General features: G+C 63.6%; 17 protein-coding genes and 1 pseudogene. 17 read left to right on the top strand and 1 reads right to left on the bottom strand.

The features are described 5' to 3' along the window. The first annotated feature begins 595 nt into the window (after positions 1-595). From QQL28_RS24755 to QQL28_RS24725, 8 genes and pseudogenes are all read left to right on the top strand, one after another. Positions 596-4,360, top strand: a complete 3,765-nt coding sequence (locus QQL28_RS24755; protein ID WP_284269471.1) for a vitamin B12-dependent ribonucleotide reductase — start codon at positions 596-598, stop codon at positions 4,358-4,360. A gap of 233 nt (positions 4,361-4,593) precedes the next feature. Next, positions 4,594-5,376 carry an ImmA/IrrE family metallo-endopeptidase gene (locus QQL28_RS24750; protein ID WP_284269469.1) on the top strand — a complete coding sequence of 261 codons (783 nt, stop codon included), beginning with the start codon at positions 4,594-4,596 and terminating at the stop codon, positions 5,374-5,376. Positions 5,377-5,465: 89 nt separating this feature from the next. Beyond that, positions 5,466-6,743, top strand: a complete 1,278-nt coding sequence (locus QQL28_RS24745; RefSeq protein WP_284269467.1) for a nucleotidyltransferase domain-containing protein — start codon at positions 5,466-5,468, stop codon at positions 6,741-6,743. After that, a pseudogene (locus tag QQL28_RS46460) lies at positions 6,721-7,149 on the top strand (type II CBASS E2 protein); the annotation flags it as partial. The gene QQL28_RS24745 and the pseudogene QQL28_RS46460, both read left to right, overlap by 23 nt. A gap of 29 nt (positions 7,150-7,178) precedes the next feature. Beyond that, a complete protein-coding gene (locus QQL28_RS24740) occupies positions 7,179-8,249 on the top strand; it encodes a CBASS cGAMP-activated phospholipase (RefSeq protein WP_284269465.1) in 1,071 nt (356 codons plus the stop codon). 94 nt (positions 8,250-8,343) lie between these two features. Then, complete coding sequence (locus QQL28_RS24735) at positions 8,344-9,345, top strand: ABC-three component system protein (protein ID WP_284269463.1); 1,002 nt, start codon at positions 8,344-8,346, stop codon at positions 9,343-9,345. After that, positions 9,333-9,827, top strand: a complete 495-nt coding sequence (locus tag QQL28_RS24730; RefSeq protein WP_284269460.1) for an ABC-three component system middle component 2 — start codon at positions 9,333-9,335, stop codon at positions 9,825-9,827. Before QQL28_RS24735 ends, QQL28_RS24730 begins: the two co-directional genes overlap by 13 nt. After that, positions 9,827-11,695 carry a hypothetical protein gene (locus tag QQL28_RS24725; RefSeq protein ID WP_284269458.1) on the top strand — a complete coding sequence of 623 codons (1,869 nt, stop codon included), beginning with the start codon at positions 9,827-9,829 and terminating at the stop codon, positions 11,693-11,695. Before QQL28_RS24730 ends, QQL28_RS24725 begins: the two co-directional genes overlap by 1 nt. A gap of 17 nt (positions 11,696-11,712) precedes the next feature. Here the strand turns inward: QQL28_RS24725 and QQL28_RS24720 are convergent, their stop codons facing one another. Then, the gene (locus QQL28_RS24720; protein ID WP_284269456.1) at positions 11,713-11,916 is read right to left on the bottom strand and encodes a hypothetical protein; all 204 of its coding nucleotides are present in this window, start codon (positions 11,914-11,916) and stop codon (positions 11,713-11,715) included. A 196-nt stretch (positions 11,917-12,112) separates the two neighbouring features. Here QQL28_RS24720 and QQL28_RS24715 point away from each other — a divergent pair, with 196 nt between their 5' ends. The 9 genes from QQL28_RS24715 to QQL28_RS24675 all read left to right on the top strand — a co-directional run. Further along, the gene (locus tag QQL28_RS24715; RefSeq protein ID WP_284269454.1) at positions 12,113-12,658 is read left to right on the top strand and encodes a hypothetical protein; all 546 of its coding nucleotides are present in this window, start codon (positions 12,113-12,115) and stop codon (positions 12,656-12,658) included. A gap of 1 nt (position 12,659) precedes the next feature. After that, on the top strand, positions 12,660-13,196 hold the full coding sequence (locus QQL28_RS24710; RefSeq protein WP_284269452.1) for a hypothetical protein: 537 nt from the start codon (positions 12,660-12,662) through the stop codon (positions 13,194-13,196). A gap of 1 nt (position 13,197) precedes the next feature. Next, entirely contained in the window at positions 13,198-14,019 is an 822-nt protein-coding gene (locus tag QQL28_RS24705; protein ID WP_348522516.1) for a metallophosphoesterase, read from the top strand. 85 nt (positions 14,020-14,104) lie between these two features. After that, positions 14,105-14,695 (top strand): hypothetical protein, encoded by a 591-nt coding sequence (locus QQL28_RS24700; protein WP_284269449.1) that lies wholly within the window; start codon positions 14,105-14,107, stop codon positions 14,693-14,695. Then, entirely contained in the window at positions 14,692-15,468 is a 777-nt protein-coding gene (locus QQL28_RS24695) for a hypothetical protein (RefSeq protein ID WP_284269447.1), read from the top strand. Before QQL28_RS24700 ends, QQL28_RS24695 begins: the two co-directional genes overlap by 4 nt. Next, complete coding sequence (locus QQL28_RS24690; protein WP_284269445.1) at positions 15,468-15,734, top strand: hypothetical protein; 267 nt, start codon at positions 15,468-15,470, stop codon at positions 15,732-15,734. Before QQL28_RS24695 ends, QQL28_RS24690 begins: the two co-directional genes overlap by 1 nt. A gap of 461 nt (positions 15,735-16,195) precedes the next feature. Next, complete coding sequence (locus QQL28_RS24685; protein ID WP_284269443.1) at positions 16,196-16,918, top strand: hypothetical protein; 723 nt, start codon at positions 16,196-16,198, stop codon at positions 16,916-16,918. A 9-nt stretch (positions 16,919-16,927) separates the two neighbouring features. Beyond that, positions 16,928-17,305: a hypothetical protein gene (locus tag QQL28_RS24680; protein ID WP_284269441.1), complete on the top strand. Its 378-nt coding sequence runs from the start codon at positions 16,928-16,930 to the stop codon at positions 17,303-17,305. After that, a partial coding sequence (locus QQL28_RS24675) for a hypothetical protein (RefSeq protein WP_284269439.1) occupies positions 17,306-19,475 on the top strand: 2,170 nt, incomplete at its 3' end.

Raw genomic sequence — 19,475 nt, 5'->3', positions numbered from 1 at the left:
GGATGAAGCCTTTCCCCCATCACCAAACACAATTTTTTTTGGTTGGGAATCTCTCAGGACTCACTGATACTTGCCTCCACAACAGGCGCGGCCGGGCCCCCTGTTATCCCCGTCTTTCCACCATATTTAGTATTTGATTCAGGAACTCGCACTAGTTCTTGACGTGCGCAACGGAGAGTCCTAGCTTTCGGTCCGTTCGGCGCGAGTGTGTTTGCGTCCCGCCGGTCACTCCCCAAAGGGTCCTCGCAAATGACCACTCCGCCAGCCGAAGGGGGCAGCGGGTGAAGGGCTTGTCTGCCCTTGATTTGCCGACTCTTGGGGCGCGCGAGCGGGCCGAAACAGGCCCGGAGCAAGCGTAGTGTGGTGGCGTTGAACGCATGTCGCGCGCATCCCCTTGGGGGGCGGATGCGGGTGGACATGCCGGCGGTGGAACCGGTGCTCGCACTGGTCCTCGTCGTCGGGAGAAACTGGGCCGGAACCACCGGCTGAACTGCGACGCCTTAAAGCCCGAAAAGGCCGGGAGGAGTCGCGTGAGAACAACTACCCGGGACGCCCGAACCGAGGCGGATCCGGTCAGAAAAGGACGGGGCAAACTATGAGAATTGAGCGGCGCCACACCACGGTAGGACAGTCACCCTATGCCGGTATCGACTTCCGGCTGACCACGTCGGAGATCCGCAATCCCGACGGCTCGGTCGTGTTCAAGCTGGACAACGTCGAAGTGCCGACCGACTGGTCGCAGGTCGCCTCCGACGTGCTGGCCCAGAAGTATTTCCGCAAGGCCGGCGTCGCCGCGCGCCTGAAGAAGGTCGAGGAGGAATCCGTCCCCTCCTTCCTGTGGCGCTCCGTGCCGGACACGGATGCCCTCGCCGCGCTCCCTGAGAAGGAGCGCTATGTCAGCGAGCTCAGCGCCAAGCAGGTGTTCGACCGCCTCGCCGGCTGCTGGACCTATTGGGGCTGGAAGGGCAAGTATTTCTCCTCCGACGAGGACGCCCAGGCCTTCTATGACGAGCTCCGCTACATGCTCGCCATGCAGATGGTCGCGCCGAACTCGCCGCAATGGTTCAACACCGGCCTGCACTGGGCCTATGGCATCGACGGTCCCGGCCAGGGCCACTATTACGTCGACCCCTTCACCGGCAAGCTGACCAAGTCCAAGTCGGCCTACGAGCATCCGCAGCCGCACGCCTGCTTCATCCAGGGCGTCGGTGACGACCTCGTCAACGAGGGCGGCATCATGGACCTCTGGGTGCGCGAGGCGCGCCTGTTCAAATATGGCTCCGGCACCGGCTCCAACTTCTCGCGCCTGCGCGGCGAAGGCGAGAAGCTCTCCGGCGGCGGCCGCTCGTCCGGCCTGATGAGCTTCCTCAAGATCGGCGACCGCGCCGCCGGCGCGATCAAGTCGGGCGGCACCACGCGCCGCGCGGCCAAGATGGTCGTCGTCGACGTCGATCACCCCGATATCGAGACGTATATCGACTGGAAGGTGAAGGAGGAGCAGAAGGTCGCCGCCCTCGTCACGGGATCCAAGATCAACCAGAAGCACCTGAAGGCGGTGCTGAAGGCCTGCGTGAACTGCGAAGGCTCGGGCGATGACTGCTTCGACCCCGAGAAGAACCCGGCGCTGCGCCGCGAGATCAAGCTCGCGCGCAAGAGCCTCGTGCCCGACAACTACATCAAGCGGGTGATCCAGTTTGCCAAGCAGGGCTACAAGGACATCCAGTTCGAGACCTACGACACCGACTGGGATTCGGAGGCCTACCTCACGGTTTCCGGCCAGAACTCCAACAACTCGGTCTCGCTGAAGGACGACTTCCTGCGCGCGGTGGAGACCGACGGCGACTGGAGCCTCATTGGCCGCACCAACAAGAAGGTGACGAAGACGCTGCGTGCCCGCGACCTCTGGGAGAAGATCGGCTACGCTGCCTGGGCGTCGGCCGACCCGGGCCTGCACTTCAACACTACCATGAACGACTGGCACACCTGCAAGGCGTCCGGCGACATCCGCGCGTCCAATCCGTGCTCGGAATACATGTTCCTGGACGACACGGCGTGCAATCTCGCCTCCGCCAACCTGCTGACGTTCTACAACACCACAACGAAGCATTTTGACGTCGAGGGCTACGAGCACCTCTGCCGGCTCTGGACGCTGGTGCTCGAAATCTCCGTGATGATGGCGCAGTTCCCGTCCCGCGCGATCGCCGAGCTCTCCTACGAGTTCCGCACGCTCGGCCTCGGCTACGCCAATATCGGCGGCCTGCTGATGACCATGGGCCTGCCCTATGACAGCAAGGAAGGCCGTGCGCTCTGCGGCGCGCTGACCGCGATCATGACGGGCGTCACCTACAAGACGTCGGCGGAGATGGCGGCCGAGCTCGGCACCTTCCCCGGCTACAAGAAGAACGCCGCGCACATGCTGCGCGTCATCCGGAACCACCGCCGCGCCGCGCACGGCCAGGCCTCCGGCTACGAGGCGCTGTCCGTCAACCCGGTGCCGCTCGACCACGCCTCCTGCCCGCAAGCAGATCTGATCGCGCACGCACAGTCCGTCTGGGATGCGGCGCTCGAGCTCGGCGAGCAGCACGGCTATCGCAACGCCCAGACCACGGTGATCGCGCCGACCGGCACGATTGGCCTGGTCATGGACTGCGACACCACCGGCATCGAGCCCGACTTCGCGCTGGTGAAGTTCAAGAAGCTCGCCGGCGGCGGCTACTTCAAGATCATCAACCGCGCGGTCCCCGCAGCACTGCGCGCGCTCGGCTATCGCGAAGCTGATATCGCGGAGATCGAGGCCTATGCCGTCGGCCACGGCTCGCTCTCCAACGCCCCCGGCATCAACGCTTCCACGCTGAAGGCCAAGGGCTTTACGGATGAAGCGATCGCCAAGGTCGAGAAGGCCCTGCCGACCGCCTTCGACATCAAGTTCGCCTTCAACAAGTGGACCTTTGGCGAGGACTTCATCCGCGACCAGCTCGGTATCGGCGCCGAAGCGATCGCGGCCCCCGGCTTCGACCTGCTCCAGGCCGTCGGCTTCACCAAGCGCGAGATCGAGGCGGCCAACGTCCACATCTGCGGCGCGATGACGGTCGAGGGAGCTCCGCACCTCAAGGCAGAACATTACGCGGTGTTCGACTGCGCCAACCCCTGCGGCAAGATCGGCAAGCGTTACCTGTCGGTCGAGAGCCACATCCGCATGATGGCGGCGGCGCAGCCCTTCATCTCGGGTGCGATCTCCAAGACCATCAACATGCCGAACGACGCGACGGTGGAGGACTGCAAGTCCGCCTACATGCTGTCGTGGAAGCTGGCGCTGAAGGCCAACGCGCTCTATCGCGACGGCTCGAAGCTCTCCCAGCCGCTCAACTCGCAGCTCATCAGCGATGATGAGGACGAGGACGATGTGGTCGAGCAGATCTACGAGAAGCCGATGGCCGCGCGTGCCGCCCAGGTCTCCGAGAAGATCGTCGAAAAGCTCGTCGAGCGCATCATCGTGATGCGCGAGCGCGAGAAGATGCCGGATCGCCGCAAGGGCTACACCCAGAAGGCGGTCGTCGGCGGCCACAAGGTCTACCTGCGCACCGGCGAGTATGACGACGGCCGTCTCGGCGAGATCTTCATCGACATGCACAAGGAAGGCGCGGCGCTCCGCTCCTTCATCAACAACTTCGCGATCGCGGTCTCCCTCGGTCTGCAATACGGCGTGCCGCTCGATGAATATGTCGACGCCTTCACCTTCACCCGCTTCGAGCCGGCGGGCCCCGTGCAGGGCAACGACAGCATCAAGTACGCGACCTCGATCCTCGACTACGTCTTCCGCGAGCTGGCGGTGAGCTACCTCAGCCGCTTCGACCTCGCCCACGTCGATCCCAACGAGACGGGTTTTGACGCGCTCGGCAAGGGCGTCGAGGAAGGCAAGGAGCCGGACGACGAGCCGGGCCACCACGCGACCAAGCTGGTGTCGCGCGGCCTCACCCGCTCCCGCACCGACAACCTCGTCGTGATGCGCGGCGGCTCCGCCGCGATCGCCTCCGGCAACGACAGCGCCCCCGCCGGCGGCCACCGCGTCACCGCGCTTCACGGTGCATCGGCCCGCGCCGGCGATACGATCGAAGGCGCCGTCGCCCTGAAGCAGGAAGCCAGCCACGACCTCTCTCCGACGGAGAAGCTCGAGCAGCTCCAGTGGAGCAAGGCCGGCACCGCGCAGACGGTGGTGCCGACCAAAGCCGAGCGCCGCGCGGAAGCGAAGGCCAAGGGCTACGAAGGCGAGATGTGCTCAGAGTGCGGCAACTTCACGCTGGTGCGGAACGGCACGTGCATGAAGTGCGATACGTGCGGCAGCACGACGGGGTGTTCGTGAGAAGGTAGACCACCATCACGACGATCTAGTTTTCACGAAAGAAAGCCCGCGATTCCCACTCTGACGCCCGCGGTTTGAGGGCCTACAAAACACGGATTCCCCGCAAAACCGCGGGGAATCTAGCCGACGGAAGGCCCAGTTGGCCCAGTCGCCGGCGGCACCTAACCGGCCCAATGGCCAAGTGCCGAGGCACCATTGATTGAAGAATTGTTCGTTTCGGCGAGGCCAATTCGATGTCGAGTGACGATTTCATAGTCGATCCGCTACGGGACTTCGAAGTCCACGGGCACGCGAAGGCTCTGCGCCGCTTTCTGGGGTGGGAGAACTCCGAACGGGTCGATCCTCTCGACCTCGAATCCGTCAACGAGATATGGACTGTTCGCGGGAAAAAGCGGTTCAGGTTCGAAGTCGTCTCCGATGCCGAACTCCCGGACGATTCTGGACTGACCACTTACGACGGCACATGCATCGTAGTGAAGATTCCAAGGCGGATTCGCCACAAGGCCTTCATGGGTGACGGCTATGCGCGATACACCATTGCCCATGAGTTCGGCCACGCCGTTCTTCACGTCGATCAGCTATTAAAGGGAGCGACGCTTCCACGGCGTCGCGTGGGGAATGTGACCCCGGCCTGGATACCAAAGTTCAAGTCTGCGGAGCACCAGGCCATGGTCTTCGGCGCGGCGTTCCTGATCAACGACGCCACCGCGCGCGGACTCTCCTCGGCAGACGAGGTATCAGTGCAGGCCGGCGTGAGCTTGACTGCGGCGCGCATCTACTTCGAGCGGGTGCAGGAGGAGCTGGCGAGACCAGCGGTTGCGGCGCGGGTACAGAAGATCGCCGACGAGGTTCGGGAGATCTTGTCGTCAAACCCCGTCTCTCCGCAAACTTCGTACTTGAGCGAGGTCTGCTCCTGTTGCGGCCAGCAGAAGCTCTTCCCCGTCGGCCACAAGTTCATGTGCCAAGCCTGCGACACGGTCTACGACCGTTTCCAGGACGGCGATGAGGTCCAGTAGCGGAGTGTCGCCCGCATCACATCCTTTCGCCGGTACTGACGGGCGGAACGAAACGAGAATTGAAGCAAAGGTTGTAGAGGACAGTCGATATGAACTATTCCGATCGCTACCTTCGTCAGATCGCGAACTACTCGATTGTTGACGTGATGCTGGCCGACGTGGCGGTCCGGATCCAGCTCAGCCCGACCGACTACCAGCTCGCCGTCGACCACTACCACGCCATCAACGAGTGGCTGGAGCGCGACGACAGTCCCCTGAAGGGGCACGTGAGCGACTTCTATCCGCAGGGCGGCTTCGCCATCGGCGCGACCGTGGCGCGCCACTCCACCGACAACGAATTCGACATCGACGTGATGGCCGACATCGCCTATCGCCTCGACGTCGATCCCGAGGACGCCCTGGCCACCCTGCACGCCGCGATCCGCGGCGAGCGCGGCTCGCGCTACTGGCTCAAGACCGACCGCAAGACCCGCTGCAGCACGGTCAACTACGACGGCATGCACCTCGACGTGACGCCCACCGTCCGCATCGTGGGAACGCTCGATAAGACGGGTCTGATCTTCCACTCGAAGCCGGAAGAGCCGTGGGCGAAGAAGTCCCTGTTCGCCAACCCTCATGGTTTCGCGCAGTGGTTCATCGCCCGGACACCCCCGGACGAGGATTTTGGCACCTTCTTCGAGCGTCGGTCGCTGGACTACGATCGCGAACGAGCGATCCTGTCGAAGCGCGCCGACGCCGCGCCGGTGCCCGAGCAGTGCCCAGCCTACCAGAAGTCGCGGGCGGTCATCGCGCTGCAATTGATCAAACGCTGGCGCAACCTCGCCTACGACAAGCGGCACGGCGCCCGGCGCTTGCCGCCGTCGGTGCTGCTGGCCTACTACGTGGCCACCCATGCCAACCAGACGAAATCGCTTGCGGAGGAACTCAGCTTCCAGGTCGAGAGCATGCTGGCGATCCTAGGAGAGGCCCACAACCGCGGCCAGAAGGTCTCCGCCAGCAACCCGACGTGCAAGGACGACATCCTCACGGATCGCTGGCCCGCCGATCTGAGCGACCAAGCGGTCTTCATCCGCGAACTCACAGACTTCGCCGTCAAACTCCGGCGGCTGCGCGGCGAGATCGCACTGCCCGAGATGCAGCAGATCCTCGAGGATCTGTTCGGCGAGAAGCCGGCGCGATCGGCGGTGAAGGATCACGTCCAGCGCTTTGGCCAGGACGTTGGCTCCACGGGCAGCCGCTTCATGCCCGGCAAGGCCACGATCCCGGCGGCGGTCGTGGGCAGCGCGGCTGCGCCGAGCAGCGTCAGGTCGGCGCCGTCGCACAAGTTCTTCGGCGATCATCCAGATGACCTACCGAAGCGTCGATGAGCAGGACGCCGAGATCCGGCGCCTCTTTCCCGACTTTCGCCTGACGGCTCACGCCGACTGGATCGCGGTATGGGAAGGCCCGCTCAGGCCGGCGTCGAAGACCTACCGCGTCCGCATCGTCCACTTCCGGCGGACGATCTTCGAGGGCTGGACGCTCGACAACCCCTACGTGACCGTCCACGTGGTCGATCCTCTCGTCGGCGCGGAGATGCTGGCGAACGAGACGCTTCTGCCGCACGTCTACTGGAACGACCGCAACCCGGCTTGGCCGGCGCTGTGTCTTTGGGATCCGAAAGAGATGTTCTGGACCCCGAAGATGTCGATCGCGACGACGATCATTCCGTGGACGTCGGAGTGGCTGCTGTTCTTCGAATACTGGCAGATCTCCGGCGAGTTTCTGGGACCCGGCCGGCACCCGCCGAGGAGACGCAAAGAATGCCCGAACCCGCCGGAGACTTCCGACCCGGAGACCCGCGCTCGAAGGGCGCAATTCCGCAACGACGAATTCCACAGGCTTGGCCAAAGGACCGGCGTTTTCGGATCCTATCTCTGGATGGCGGCGGCATTAAGGGACTGTTCCCAGCGACTGTTCTCGCCGAGCTCGAACGGCGATATCTCGGCGGCGCCTCGATCGCCGGTTATTTCGATCTCGTCGCCGGCACGTCAACCGGTGGCATCCTCGCGCTCGGTCTCGGAGCCGGCCTGACGGCGGCGGAGATGGCCGACCTCTACCTGACGCGTGGTCCCGACGTCTTTCCTCAGCCTTTGGACACCCCTTGGGGGCGCATCCGGACGTGGTGGACGGGCGCACGCAACTACGTCCTGTACAACTACGAACGCGGACCGTTGGAGTCCCTTCTGACGACCGCGCTCGGCGACAAGCTGTTTGGCGAATCCATGGTGCGGCTGTGCATCCCGGCCTTCGAGGGCAAGCACAGCGAGGTCTTCGTCTTCAAGACCCCGCACCATCGCGACTACAAATTCGACCGCTTGGAGCCCATGGTCAAAGTTGCGTTGGCCACGGCCGCGGCGCCGACTTTCTTCCGGCCTCTCGAGCACAACGGCTACACGTTGGTGGACGGCGGCGTCTGGGCCAACAATCCGGTCATACTGGCGGTCATCGAGGCGATGATCTGCTTCGACCTGCAGTGGGACCAGATCGACGTGCTGACTATCGGCTGCGGCGACGACCCGTACGTCGTTTCCCCCTTGCAGTCGATCCTCGGTGGCAAGCTGACATGGTACGACCTGATTTTCGCGGCCATGCGTCTGCAGTCTCTGGCCGCAACCAACCAGGCGCGGTTGCTGCTCGGTCCGCCGGCGGTCAGGCGCATCGATCCGCCTGTGAATCCGAAGCCCATCAAGCTGGACGACTACCGTAGGGCCCGGGATGAACTCGTTCCGGCTGCCCGCAACGCCGTCGGCGAACACGGAGATGCGCTTGCGGCGGCATTCCTTGGATCGCGCGCTGATCCCTACGACCCCGTGTCTTTCCCGGCCGCCTGAGAGGCGATGGCTTCAAGTCGTGTTCACGCCGAGCTAGTTCTTCTCAACCCAGGGTATTGCTTGCTATATCCGGCGCAGTCTGCCGGAGAAGACGATGACCAGCCTCGCTATTCGAATTCAGGAATTAGACGACGACCATCTCGAGGAATTCATCGACATCTGGGCCACGCAAAAGGAGAAGCAATACCTAAGCGTGGAGCGGGTCGGCGCGGCCAACGATAAGGGCCGGGACGTCATCGGCTTTCTGTCGCGCCGGCGGCATGAAGGTCCGTGGGACCTCTATCAGTGCAAGCGGAAGACGCTCCACTCCAAGCTCGGCCTTCCCGAGGCACTTCTCGAGCTCGGTAAGGTCTTCTACCACCATTCCCAAGGAGCCTATGCCACGCTCCCGACCAGGATCATCTTCGTGTCGCCGAGGGGCATTGTGGGCACGTTAATGACCTTGCTCCACAATCCTTCGACCATGGCCGCAGCGCTCATCGGGAACTGGGGCAGCTACTGCAAAGACAAGATCACGAGCGTGCCGGTCCCGCTGACTGACAATTTGAAGGATCTGATCGAGGGCTACGACTTCTCCAACGTCGAGCACCTGACGGCCCCGCTGATCGTCAAAGATCCGGCCGCTCGCCCGGCCCTCGTCAAGGTGCTCGGCCTGATCCCGGAAGAGGCTCCGCCTGGAGTCACTCCCCCCTCGATCCAGCCCGAAGAGCTTGCCTACGTCGACCAGCTTCGTCGTGTGTACAGCGAGGCGTCGGGAAGCGAGATCCCGACGGCGGACGAAATCCAATTGCATCCCGAGCACGGCCAGCACTTCCGCGATCAGCGGACCCGTTACTTCGACGCTCAGTTTTTCCTGCGCTTCCATCGGGACAGCACTCCCACGGAAGCGTTGGCGGCTTTCCGGGAAGACGTCTACCATGGCGTCATCGATGTCCATCGTCAGAACCATCCGAGCAGGCTGGAGCGCTTGGACGCCGTCATGCGGCACGCCTCGACCTTGCCTGCTGGTCTTATCGGCCGTGTAGTGCGAGTGCCAGTCAAGCAGGGGATGTGCCACCACCTGGCCAATGAAGGGCGGATGAAATGGATTCCGTAGAGAATTTCGGAAAGCTGTTCAATTCGCCACTGGAGGCCGGGATCAGGGCCGTCGTGGTGCTGGAAAAGCTGCGTCCGGAAGCCGCCGATCTCGCCGAAATGGTGCTTTTGGACCACGTGGTGGTGCACACCGCCGATATCGGCGGTCCTCCGAGCTTGCATCCCGATCTATCCGACCGCAAGGGCGAGCTTCTCGTCAGGCGCCGCCTCGTCGAAAGGAGCCTCGATCTGATGCGCCGCTGCCATCTCGTCGACCAAGAGATCACCGATGAAGGAGTGCTGTACCGAGCTTCCGACGAAGCGGCTGGCTACATCGAGCTGTTAGAAACGCGCTATTCCGAAAAGCTGAAGGAATGCGCCGACTGGGTCGTCGATCGGCTGAAGGCGGGCGGCAAAACGCAGTTCAAGAATTTCGTGCGCGCCCAGATCGGTGACTGGACCGAGGCATTCGGTACGACCGGCGGAACCTCCGTTCAGGGGTGATGGTGGTGGGGGTCGCGCGCTTTATCATCCGTCGCCTGGCCGTGACGGGGCCCAAGGTCCCGACGGCCGAACTGCTGTTGGCGGATGGCCTCAACATCATTTGGGGCGCGTCAAATACGGGCAAATCGTTCACCGTCAAGCTTCTCGACTTCCTGTCGGGAGCGAAGCCGAAGATGCTACCCAACATCAACGAGCGGCAAGGCTACGAAAAGGCCTGGCTGGATCTGATCTTGCCGAAGTCGGGCCAGGTTACCTTGGTGCGCGCACTCGCCGGCGGCAGCTTCGGACTGTACGATCATTGGGTACAGCCCGGCACCGAAGAAAAAGCCACCCGCACGCTTTCGCCGGAGCATAAAGGCAAGGACAACCTCTCCGCGTTTCTGCTTGCGGAGATCGGCATCGCCGACAAATCGATTGCTAGGACCCAAAACGGTGCAAAAGCCGCATTTTCGCTCCGTCACTTCGTCCCCTACCTCTTCACTGAAGAAACCGACATGATGGGCGAGTGGAGCCCGATCCGGATCTCCGACTTCAACAGCGACACGCTGGACAAGAACGTGCTGAAATTCATCACGACCGGCGTCGACGATTCCGCGGTTATCGAGACACCGAGCATCGACGCCCAGAAATCGATCAACTCGGGTAAGATCCAGATGGTCGACGAAATGCTCGCAAGCGCAGAGCAGGAGTTGAACCGCGAGTATCCCGAGCCGGCCGACCTGGAGTCTCAACTCGCGAGGCTCGACAAAGCCAGCGACGAACTCCATTCGAGGTTGATTGAGCGCCAGAACGAACTGGATCAACTCCGTCATGATCGACGATTCATCGTCGATTCAATGTCCAAGACCCAGGAGCGGCAAACCGAGCTCGTTCTCGCTCTCGAGCGGTTTGCCTTGTTGAAGAGCATCTACGACAGCGACGTCGAACGCCTCTCCTCGCTGGAGGAAGGCGGAGCAGCCTTGATGGCAACGGCCAACCGGCCCTGCCCGCTCTGTGGTGCCGATCCTGAGCACCAAAAGCATGCGCATGGGCTCGAAGAGGTCGAACAGGCACAACGGGCGGTACGCGCCGAGATCGCCAAGATCGAACTGGAACGTTCCGATCTAATGAAGGCCACCTCGTCTCTGCGGGTCGAGCAGGAAGGTCTCGCCCGCCGCGCCGAGAGGCTCGAATCGGATCTGCAGTCCGTCGACGGGCGGATCGCCGAAGTGCGGCCGCGCGAAACGGCGATCCGCTCCAGCTATGAGGAAATCGCCCGTACCCGCGACAACGTCCGGGTGGGCCTCTCGCTGGCAAAGCGCGTGGAGGCACTGAGGCAACGAAAGGGCGAACTGGACTCGTTCAAGGCGAGCAAAGTCTCCAAATCGGAAATCAATGTCGGCGTCGGCGGGGTCGTTGGACATGAACTCGCCATGGCCGTGCAGTCGGTATTGCGCGCCTGGCGCTTTCCGGGCGATCCTAGCGTCTCGTTCGACGACGCTTCGCACGACATCCTGGTGAACGGCAAAGACCGCAGGTCCAATGGAAAGGGCGTTCGCGCCCTCCTCAACGCCGCCTTCAAGATCGGGTTGCTGGACTATTGCCGTCAGAAGGAGTTGCCTCATCCCGGTGTTCTGGTGCTCGACAGCCCCCTGCTTACCTACCGCCAGGGCCAGAAGTCGCGTCACGGAGAACTTTCGGAAGACGAGAAGGCGATCAAGGCCAGCGGCGTGAAGGAGCGCTTCTTCGTCTATCTCAAGGAGAAAAGCGCCGAGGCTCAGTTCATCATCATCGAGAACGATCCGCCCCCCGATTCCGCAGCTGATTATGCGACGATATATTCCTTTGTCGGCAACGAGGGGGAAGAGGGACGAAAAGGCTTCTTTTAGCCGATGCGTGGGCGCCCCTACTTCGGCGTTCTCCTTGCTCCCCTCCGTTTCAGAAACTCCCTCGCGGCCTGCTCCATCACATCCCAAGCGGCCCGATGCTCGTCGATGGCGACCTGCTTGATGTCGGCGACGACGTCCTTGTCCATCATGGCGATGAACGTGACCCGGTCGCCGATAGGCGTCCGTTTACCTCGCTTCGGCGCCTTCTTTTTCCCGACCATCCGCCCCATCCGCTGCGCGAGAATCCTTCGTTAACCATAGGGCCGCAGCGGCTGCCGCGCCAGTCTCCGCTGATATCATCTTATATAACAAGGCGATGGCTTCTTATATAAGAAGCGCGCGCTAAGCCCTTGACTCCAGCTGACCTTCCTGCTTTGAATGTTCTTGTTCCGTTCACGGTAGGCGTTGAGGTCAGTCATGTGCGGCGTCGTTGGAAGTTGGAGGGTCGAGCTCATCGAGGCTCACCGCGACCTCTTCCAGCCGCCGGCTGACTTCCCCGGCGCGGCCCAGGGCTCGCCCGAATGCGACGCCGGCTGGCGTGAGCTGCTCGACCGCCTCTGCGTCCGGATCCGGGCCATTGTCCAGGCCGACGGCGGCACCTTCAAGTTCAGCCAAATCAAGGAAAAATACGGCACGCTGCGGGTCTACTGGGATGGCTCCTTGTCTCCGGACGCGGACGCCCAGGTCGAAGAGGCCATCGCCTTGGCGGAGGCCCGCAGCGCCGTGACCTGCGAGGTCTGCGGAGAGGAAGGCCGCCTGCGCGCCGGCGCTTGGCTGACGACCCGCTGCGAGGCGCACTCGGAAGACCGCCCGTCGGTCGAGCACCGATCGGGCCTCGAGAATGTGCACCTGGTCCGACACTTCGCGGACGGCAGGCGCTTCGTCACGTGCCGCAGGTACGACCGCCAGAACGACGTCTTCGTCGACGTCGATCCCGCCACTCTCGGCATCGAGGAGGATTGAGATGGCCAGGGAGGATTGGGGTCTCGACCTTATGCAGCGCCACCGGCGCCTCTTCACGATAAATGCCGACGAGCCCTTCAGATCGTTCGGATACCCGTTCTGCGGGCGCGGCTGGCGCGACCTGGTCGATCGCCTCTGCGGCCGGATCGAAGGCGTGCTGCGCGATGGCGAGACCTTCGAGTTCGTCCAAATCAAGCAGAAAATTGGCGTCCTGCGCGCTGTCTGGGACGGCGACGCTTCCGAGGATACGGAGACCAAGATCGGCCATGCCGTAAATCTCGCCGTCGCCAGGTCAGCCTGCACATGCGAGATCTGCGGCCGCGAAGGTCGCCTATTCAACAACCGTGGCTGGCTCGAAACGCGCTGTGCTGAGGACGCTGTCGGCGAAACCGTCCCGCCCCGTTACGGGGCGGGATTCGAGAACGTGCGTCGCTTCAGGAGGTGGCGCGGCCACGCCGACATGTACTTCGCGACCTACGACCGCGAGACCGACACCCTGACCGAGGTGCTGCCGCCCTCGCCGAAGCAGGAGGGCTGACATGCGCTTGTGGCCAATGTCCGACATCCACCTCGAACTGACCCGCGGCTGGGAACTGCCATCCGGAGCCGCGCGGCCCGATTTCGACGTGATGATCGTCGCCGGCGATTTGGTGCCGCGTATGGAGCGCGGCGTGCGGTGGTTGCTGGAGCGCGTCACGGACAAGCCGGTGATCTGCGTCGCCGGCAACCACGAGAGTTACGGCTGCGATGTCGACAGGACCCTCGGAAAAGCGAAAGCCTTGGCCGCGGGCACGAACGTGCACGTGCTCGAGAACGGGACCTTCAGAACCGGCAACGTCACCTTCGCCGGTTGCACTCTTTGGACTGATTTCGCGATCAACGGTGACGCATATCGCGGGATGGCCATCGCTGGCGAGCGCATGAATGATCACAAGAAGATCCGTATCAACAACTACCAACAACGCTTCCTGCCGCAGCACGCCCTCACGCGGCACTTCAAATCGGTAGCGTTTTTGAAGGAGGAGATGCGCAAGCCGCGTGAGGGTAAGCTGGTGATCGTCACGCATCACGCGCCGATCCCAGACATGAGCGGTAGGCCTAGCGGATCGGGCGAGGACCCTACACTCGACCCGGCCTTCCGCAGCGACCTCCGACGGCTGATGGTGCCGGCGCCGGACGACGGCCGAGGCGCGTTGCGGCCCGCAGACCTATGGGTCTTCGCGCATACCCATCAGTCCTTCGACGCCGTGATCGGTCAGACCCGAGTCCTGTCGAACGCAAAGGGCTACGGGCCGTGGCCCGGTCAGATGCCCTCCTGGGACAACCCGAATTTCGACGAACGCCTCATCGTCGAGATCTGAAAGGGACGGACATGACCGATACCGACATCGACAACCACGTCACCGAAATGCGCCCCGCCCCTTCCTCCGTTTCGGATGCTTCCGCATGTTCCGCTCCAAGGCCCGCAGCGGCCACCCCAGCCTCTTTTCGTCCGCAAAAACCGCGGCTCCGGTCCCCGCTCGCCACCCTGCGCTGCGAGAAGCGCTCGTCGTCGCGTCGCTCGATGCGGCGGTCCGCGCGATCTCCCACGTTGCGACGGCGAATGCTGGGTCCGCGCAAGTAGACGTCGACGCCGTCATTATCGGGAAGGACGACGGGCGCTTCGTTCTCGATGTCGTCCCCGCCCGCCGGGTCCGCCACCTCGACGAAGAGGGCCTTGTCCAGATCGCGCTGCGCCAGCTCGGCCTCCGGCAGTTCGTCGTCACGGCCGAGGACCTGGCGGCCGAACCGCGCCGATCCAACTGTCGTGAGGTCTGGTCCTACAACAACCTACCGGTTCCCGCCGCGGCGCGCATCGGGATCCTGAAGATCGTCGCCGACGAAGGCCCACTCGAATTCGGCAGATTGCTCGAGCTGATCCGCAGCGACCGCGATCCTTCTGCGGCCGTGCTGGCGCTCGCCTGCAGCGACCTTCTCGAGCTCGATCTCGCCTCCACGCCCCTCGGGCCGATGACCATCGTGAGGTCCCGCACATGAAGAAGCCGTCGAAGGGCATCACCTACCGCATGCTGCCGAAGAACTTGGCGGCGCTCCGGGCCTCCCCCGACGCTGTTGTCCGCCCCGCCGAGGAGCACGGCCGGACGAACGAGATCTTCTGGCCGAACGATACCTTCGAACTTCGGGACGACGAAGCCGGAGGAGCTGATGGCCATCCGGAGGCGGTTCAATGCGTGGTCGCCGCCGCGTTCGAGGCGGCGACCAGTGCGACCCTGCGCCGGCGGCTGCACCACGGCCAAGCCCTCGCGGTAGTCGTCCTGGTGCCGAGCCCCTTCTGGGTGGCCCCGACCTCGGGCCATTTCGGCGAGACGTTCGGAGACCGGTGGCGGCTGATCCGGCCTCTGTCCGTCGTCGCCGAAAGGAGGCCCACGAACGCAGAGATGGTCGTGGCTGCCGAACTGTCGAGCGGACAGTCCGTAGCCGGCGTTTCCTCCGACGTCAGCGCCCTTCCCCGGTCGCTGGTCCTGTCCGCCGACATGACGATCCGGATCTTCCCGCCTCCGGCGGCGGTGCTGTGCGCCGCCATCCGGCGTTTCGCCGGTCGCGCCGTGCTCGAAGACCTGCTCGAGTCCTGCGAACCCAACCTCGACCTGCCCGACATCGTCGCCTGCTTCCGGCCGGGAAGCGGCGCGCCACGCATCGCGCAGCGGCTCGCCGTCGCCTCGGCGCTCCGGCGCACGGACCCCGGCCTTCAGAACTTCATCGCCAATCCGCTGGCGGTCGCCGGCGTCAACCAGAAGGAGACCCAGTAGTGCTCGTCATCGACATCCAGCTCGTTCCCGGCGGGTTCGACCCCATGAAACGGACCATCGGCACGCTGCGGATCGGAAATATTTCCGACCTTTCAGATATTTCGGACTACAGCATCGTCGGCCTGGAGGCCGCCAATCCCCTCACGAACACGCCGCCCAGGATCGCCGAATGCGTACTGGAGGGGCATGACCGCCGCCAGAGCGTCTGGCGGCTCCTCAAGGCGGCCGCCGATCGGATCGAGGAGGCCGACTGCGTGCCCCTCTGAACGATTCCCCTGTGGACAACGAGTCCGGGACCCCGGGCGGGGCGGGGCCGGATTCCAGGCCCAAGGACTCGTCGGGAAGGCCCGCCGCCAGGGCCTCCTCGTGGTTTCAGACAGGGTGAAAGATCGCCCGAATCCCGGCGCCGGTCCGAAAACGTCGACCACTTGCGCGTGACGATCGCGATCGTCAACGTGAAATTCAGAAAGGAGCAGCCACCGACCAGACATCCCAAAACGAAAAGGCGACCCGGGTTCGAGCCGGATCGCCCCATCGTTGAGGAAGCAAACCTCGGAGAGACCTCGAAGGAAGCAACCACAACCAGACACAGCTACTGAATCAGCTCTGTGGCGTCGGCGCAAGCCCGCTCCTTCGAGGCTCTCTCCTCAGATCCACGCTTTTCCACCGCTCAGCCGCCGGAACGCCGTTCCGGGGAACGGCGGAGCTTTGTCCAAAAGGAGAAACCATGAAGAAGATCACTAAGCAGCAGTACCTCAAGCCCAATACCGCCGTTCGCGCGCCCACGCCGTCCGGAGAGGTGTGGACGCCGCCGCAGCCGTCCAAGGGCGAACGCACGTTCAAGCTCACGTCCAAGGGATCCGTCCGCGGCTTCGTGGTCATCGACGGCGTCCGCGTCAACTTCGAGAGCCGCGCCGAGTACAAGGCTTTCCTCGTCATCCGTGCGCGACTGGATACCTTGCGGGTGGTCGAACAGTCGCCGCGGGTGGAGTACGTCGATGCCGATGGCCGGCTCCGCACCCATATTTTTGACCTCAAGGTCTTCCGTCGCGACGGCCTCGTCGTCGCCGTCGACGTGAAGCCCTTCGCCAAGGTCAAGAGCAGCCGCATCCTGGAAACGCATTCGCTGATCGCCGGCCAGATCTCGCCCAAGATCGCCAACCGGCTGCTGGTCTTCACCGAGCGCATGTACACGCCGTCGGACTTCTACAACGCCGAGCTCATGCTCGGCGTTGCCCGTCAGCACTGCCCGGAGGACGACGAGGCGATCCTGAAGCTCGTCGCCCGGATGAAGGGCCCGATGAAGGTCGGCGACCTGGTCGCGAAGAGCCGCCTCAAGGGCTATGGCTTCAACGCGATCGTCCGCGCCATCGCCGCCGGCCGCCTGGTGATGACGGAGCGCCGGCGGATCGACTACGCCGCGGTCGTCGTGCCCGCTCCCCTGCACTAGGAGGTCGGCGTGACGAACAGCTCCGATCCGAAAAAGATCTCCAGGGGTTCGCCGCTTCGCGGCGGACCCAACCTCGTCCGGGACGACGACGGCTTCCTGCGGTCGCAGTTGCCCGCATCTTCCGCACTGTCCATCGCGTTCAGGAAGGCCTGCGTTCTCGAACTCCTCGAGCTGGAGGCCGACCCCGCGTTCGTGCTGCGCGTGTGGCACGTGCCCCTCATCGTCGAGCGCGCGCGGCAGCGAATTGGTCTCGAACTGGACGGCAGGCCTCTGGCTCTGGCGACCTTGCGCGGGTGGCGACGCGCGGACGCCGACGCCAATCGGATCGCCCTCCTCCGCAAGTTCGGGCCCAGCGCGCTCGATAGCGTCCCCTCCGGAAACCGATAGATGGCGAAGGTCGTCCGCGACGTACCCGCTCCGGTGATCGGCGCCTATGGGCAGCCGAAACGGATCCGTTACGAACCGGACGACCGCATCATCCTGCCCGGCTTCGAATGCGACTGGCGCTGCAAGGAAACCAACGACGACGGCCACATCTTCGCGGCCGAACACGATGCGAAATTCACCCGCGCCTACTCGCATGAAGACATGCAGGTGGTGGCGAGTAAACCTGGATACAGACACGACCGCCACTGGTATTCGCCCCGACAGACGAAGGCACGCCTGCGCGCTGGCGTCAGCATGCTGTCCGATCTTCCATACGACGTACGGATGAAGGTCATCTGGAAGAAGGACCTGATCGAAGAGTTCGAAAAGCTCAGGAAGCAAGCTCCGAAAACCGTTACGCTCGGCGACGATCCGCTCACGAAGGCTATCTTTCTCGCCGACCAGAAGGTCCGGCTGCGATACAGCAAGGCCGACAACAACGGCAGGCGCGGCCGCGCCGGGCGGCTCAAGACCTTCCCGGACCCGCCCGGTCCAAAGGCGTTCCGAGAGTGGCTCTGCGACTTCGTCGAGGGCGGGCGGGACCCACTCGCGCTTTGTCCCCGCACCTACCGGAGCGGCAACCGCGAAGAGCGGCTCAAGCCCGAACAGGCGCCCATCGTCAAGGAGTTCGCCCGCAGGTACGCGGCCCCCAACAAACCCAGCAGAAAGAAGTGCTGGGACGACATGAAGCAGTACATCGACAAAACGCTCAACCCGCAGCGAAAAAAGAAAAAGCTGCCTCCGATCGCCGTTCCCAGCTACGGCCGCCTCTACCGCGAGATCGAAATGCTGGACTACTTCGAGGTGCTGGCCGGTCGCGAAGGCATCGACGAGGCGATCAGGCAATGCCAGAGCTACGGCGACGGTATCCAGGATGTTCTCCGCCCCCTTCAGCACATCGAAATCGATCACTGGACCGTTCACCTTCAGACCATCCTGATCCAGAGCGGCGCCTGGGAGAAGCTCACGCGCACGGCACGTCGCAAGCTCAAGAAAGTGCGCATGCATCTGGCCGTCGCCATGTGCCGCCGCACCCACGTCATTTTGGGCATGACTCTGTCCCGCACCGCGAGCACCCAGAGCATCATCCGGCTGCTGGAGATGACCCTCGCCGACAAGAAGAAGTTCGCCGACGCCGCCGGCGCCGTTACTCCGTACGACATCTACGGCGTCGGCGAACACATGTTTTCTGACGGCGGCAGCCCCATCAATAATCGCGATGTCCATACCGTTCTGCGGGATCTTGGCATCGGCTTCCACTGCCCGCCGGGTGGCGTGCCGCGGCTGCGCGGCATGGTGGAACGAATGTTCAGATCGATCGATGAAGCCCTCCTGAGCTGGTTCGAGGGGCGGACGTTCTCCGACATCATCACCAAGGGAGAGTACGACGCCGCCGGCCGCGCGGGCACAACCCTCGATGAACTCGGTCGCATGCTGGTCCTATTCGCTGTCGACTGCCATCACAATAAGCCGATGGCCGCGCTCGGCGGCAGAACTCCGCGCGAAGAATACATCAGGCTGACGCGCGAGCACGGCGTGTGGGGCACACCGGACCATGACAAGCTGCGCAACATCTTCGGTTACAACATCGAGCGCCACCTCACGGCGGGCGGCATCAGGTTCCTCAACATCAGATACCGCTCGAAGCGGCTGCACGAGATGTTCCTGAAACACGGGGCCATCCGGCTCACTTGTCGTGTCCACCCCGCCAATCTGGGCGCGATCTCGGTCAAGATCGGCAAGCGCTCCTGGCTGACGGTCAGAACGTCCAAGGTCTTCCACCTGGTGGACGCTGAGACCTGGATCGGTGCCGAAGCGGAGTTGCGCAAACACGCGAAATACGTGGAGAAGGAAATAACCGGGCCTCTCATCACCAACGCCCTGCAGGAGTTCGACCGCGTGGCACAGATCGGCCGCAAGCGGGCCGATATCAGCGACAACCCCCTTTCGCGCGAAAAGGCTCTCGCTGCCGAGGCGCGGATGGAAGTCTTCGCGGCGTATCCGGACGCCGAGTACGACGAGACGCCCGAGCCGTCGACCGACATCTACGAAACCTCCACGCCGGTCGGCGACGCCGCGCCGGCGCGGCCGCGCAAGCGGCCCACCAAGCGGCGCGCCGGGCCCCAGCGTC

It is taken from the genome of Bradyrhizobium iriomotense (genome assembly GCF_030160715.1).
Classification (GTDB): Bacteria; Pseudomonadota; Alphaproteobacteria; order Rhizobiales; family Xanthobacteraceae; genus Bradyrhizobium; species Bradyrhizobium iriomotense.
The sequence above is the reverse complement of the archived record's forward strand: the minus strand, read 5'-3'. Positions and strand labels throughout refer to the sequence as shown.

Bases quoted from the DNA above. Each gene is read 5' to 3' on its own strand.
- QQL28_RS24730 (WP_284269460.1), top strand. From the start codon at position 9,333: ATGGATTCCGTAGAGAATTTCGGAAAGCTGTTCAATTCGCCACTGGAG.
- QQL28_RS24685 (WP_284269443.1), top strand. From the start codon at position 16,196: ATGAAGAAGATCACTAAGCAGCAGTACCTCAAGCCCAATACCGCCGTT.
- QQL28_RS24755 (WP_284269471.1), top strand. From the start codon at position 596: ATGAGAATTGAGCGGCGCCACACCACGGTAGGACAGTCACCCTATGCC.
- QQL28_RS24705 (WP_348522516.1), top strand. From the start codon at position 13,198: ATGCGCTTGTGGCCAATGTCCGACATCCACCTCGAACTGACCCGCGGC.
- QQL28_RS24745 (WP_284269467.1), top strand. From the start codon at position 5,466: ATGAACTATTCCGATCGCTACCTTCGTCAGATCGCGAACTACTCGATT.
- QQL28_RS24720 (WP_284269456.1), bottom strand. From the start codon at position 11,916: ATGGTCGGGAAAAAGAAGGCGCCGAAGCGAGGTAAACGGACGCCTATC.
- QQL28_RS24750 (WP_284269469.1), top strand. From the start codon at position 4,594: ATGTCGAGTGACGATTTCATAGTCGATCCGCTACGGGACTTCGAAGTC.
- QQL28_RS24710 (WP_284269452.1), top strand. From the start codon at position 12,660: ATGGCCAGGGAGGATTGGGGTCTCGACCTTATGCAGCGCCACCGGCGC.
- QQL28_RS24695 (WP_284269447.1), top strand. From the start codon at position 14,692: ATGAAGAAGCCGTCGAAGGGCATCACCTACCGCATGCTGCCGAAGAAC.
- QQL28_RS24740 (WP_284269465.1), top strand. From the start codon at position 7,179: ATGCCCGAACCCGCCGGAGACTTCCGACCCGGAGACCCGCGCTCGAAG.
- QQL28_RS24725 (WP_284269458.1), top strand. From the start codon at position 9,827: ATGGTGGTGGGGGTCGCGCGCTTTATCATCCGTCGCCTGGCCGTGACG.
- QQL28_RS24700 (WP_284269449.1), top strand. From the start codon at position 14,105: ATGTTCCGCTCCAAGGCCCGCAGCGGCCACCCCAGCCTCTTTTCGTCC.
- QQL28_RS24735 (WP_284269463.1), top strand. From the start codon at position 8,344: ATGACCAGCCTCGCTATTCGAATTCAGGAATTAGACGACGACCATCTC.
- QQL28_RS24715 (WP_284269454.1), top strand. From the start codon at position 12,113: ATGTGCGGCGTCGTTGGAAGTTGGAGGGTCGAGCTCATCGAGGCTCAC.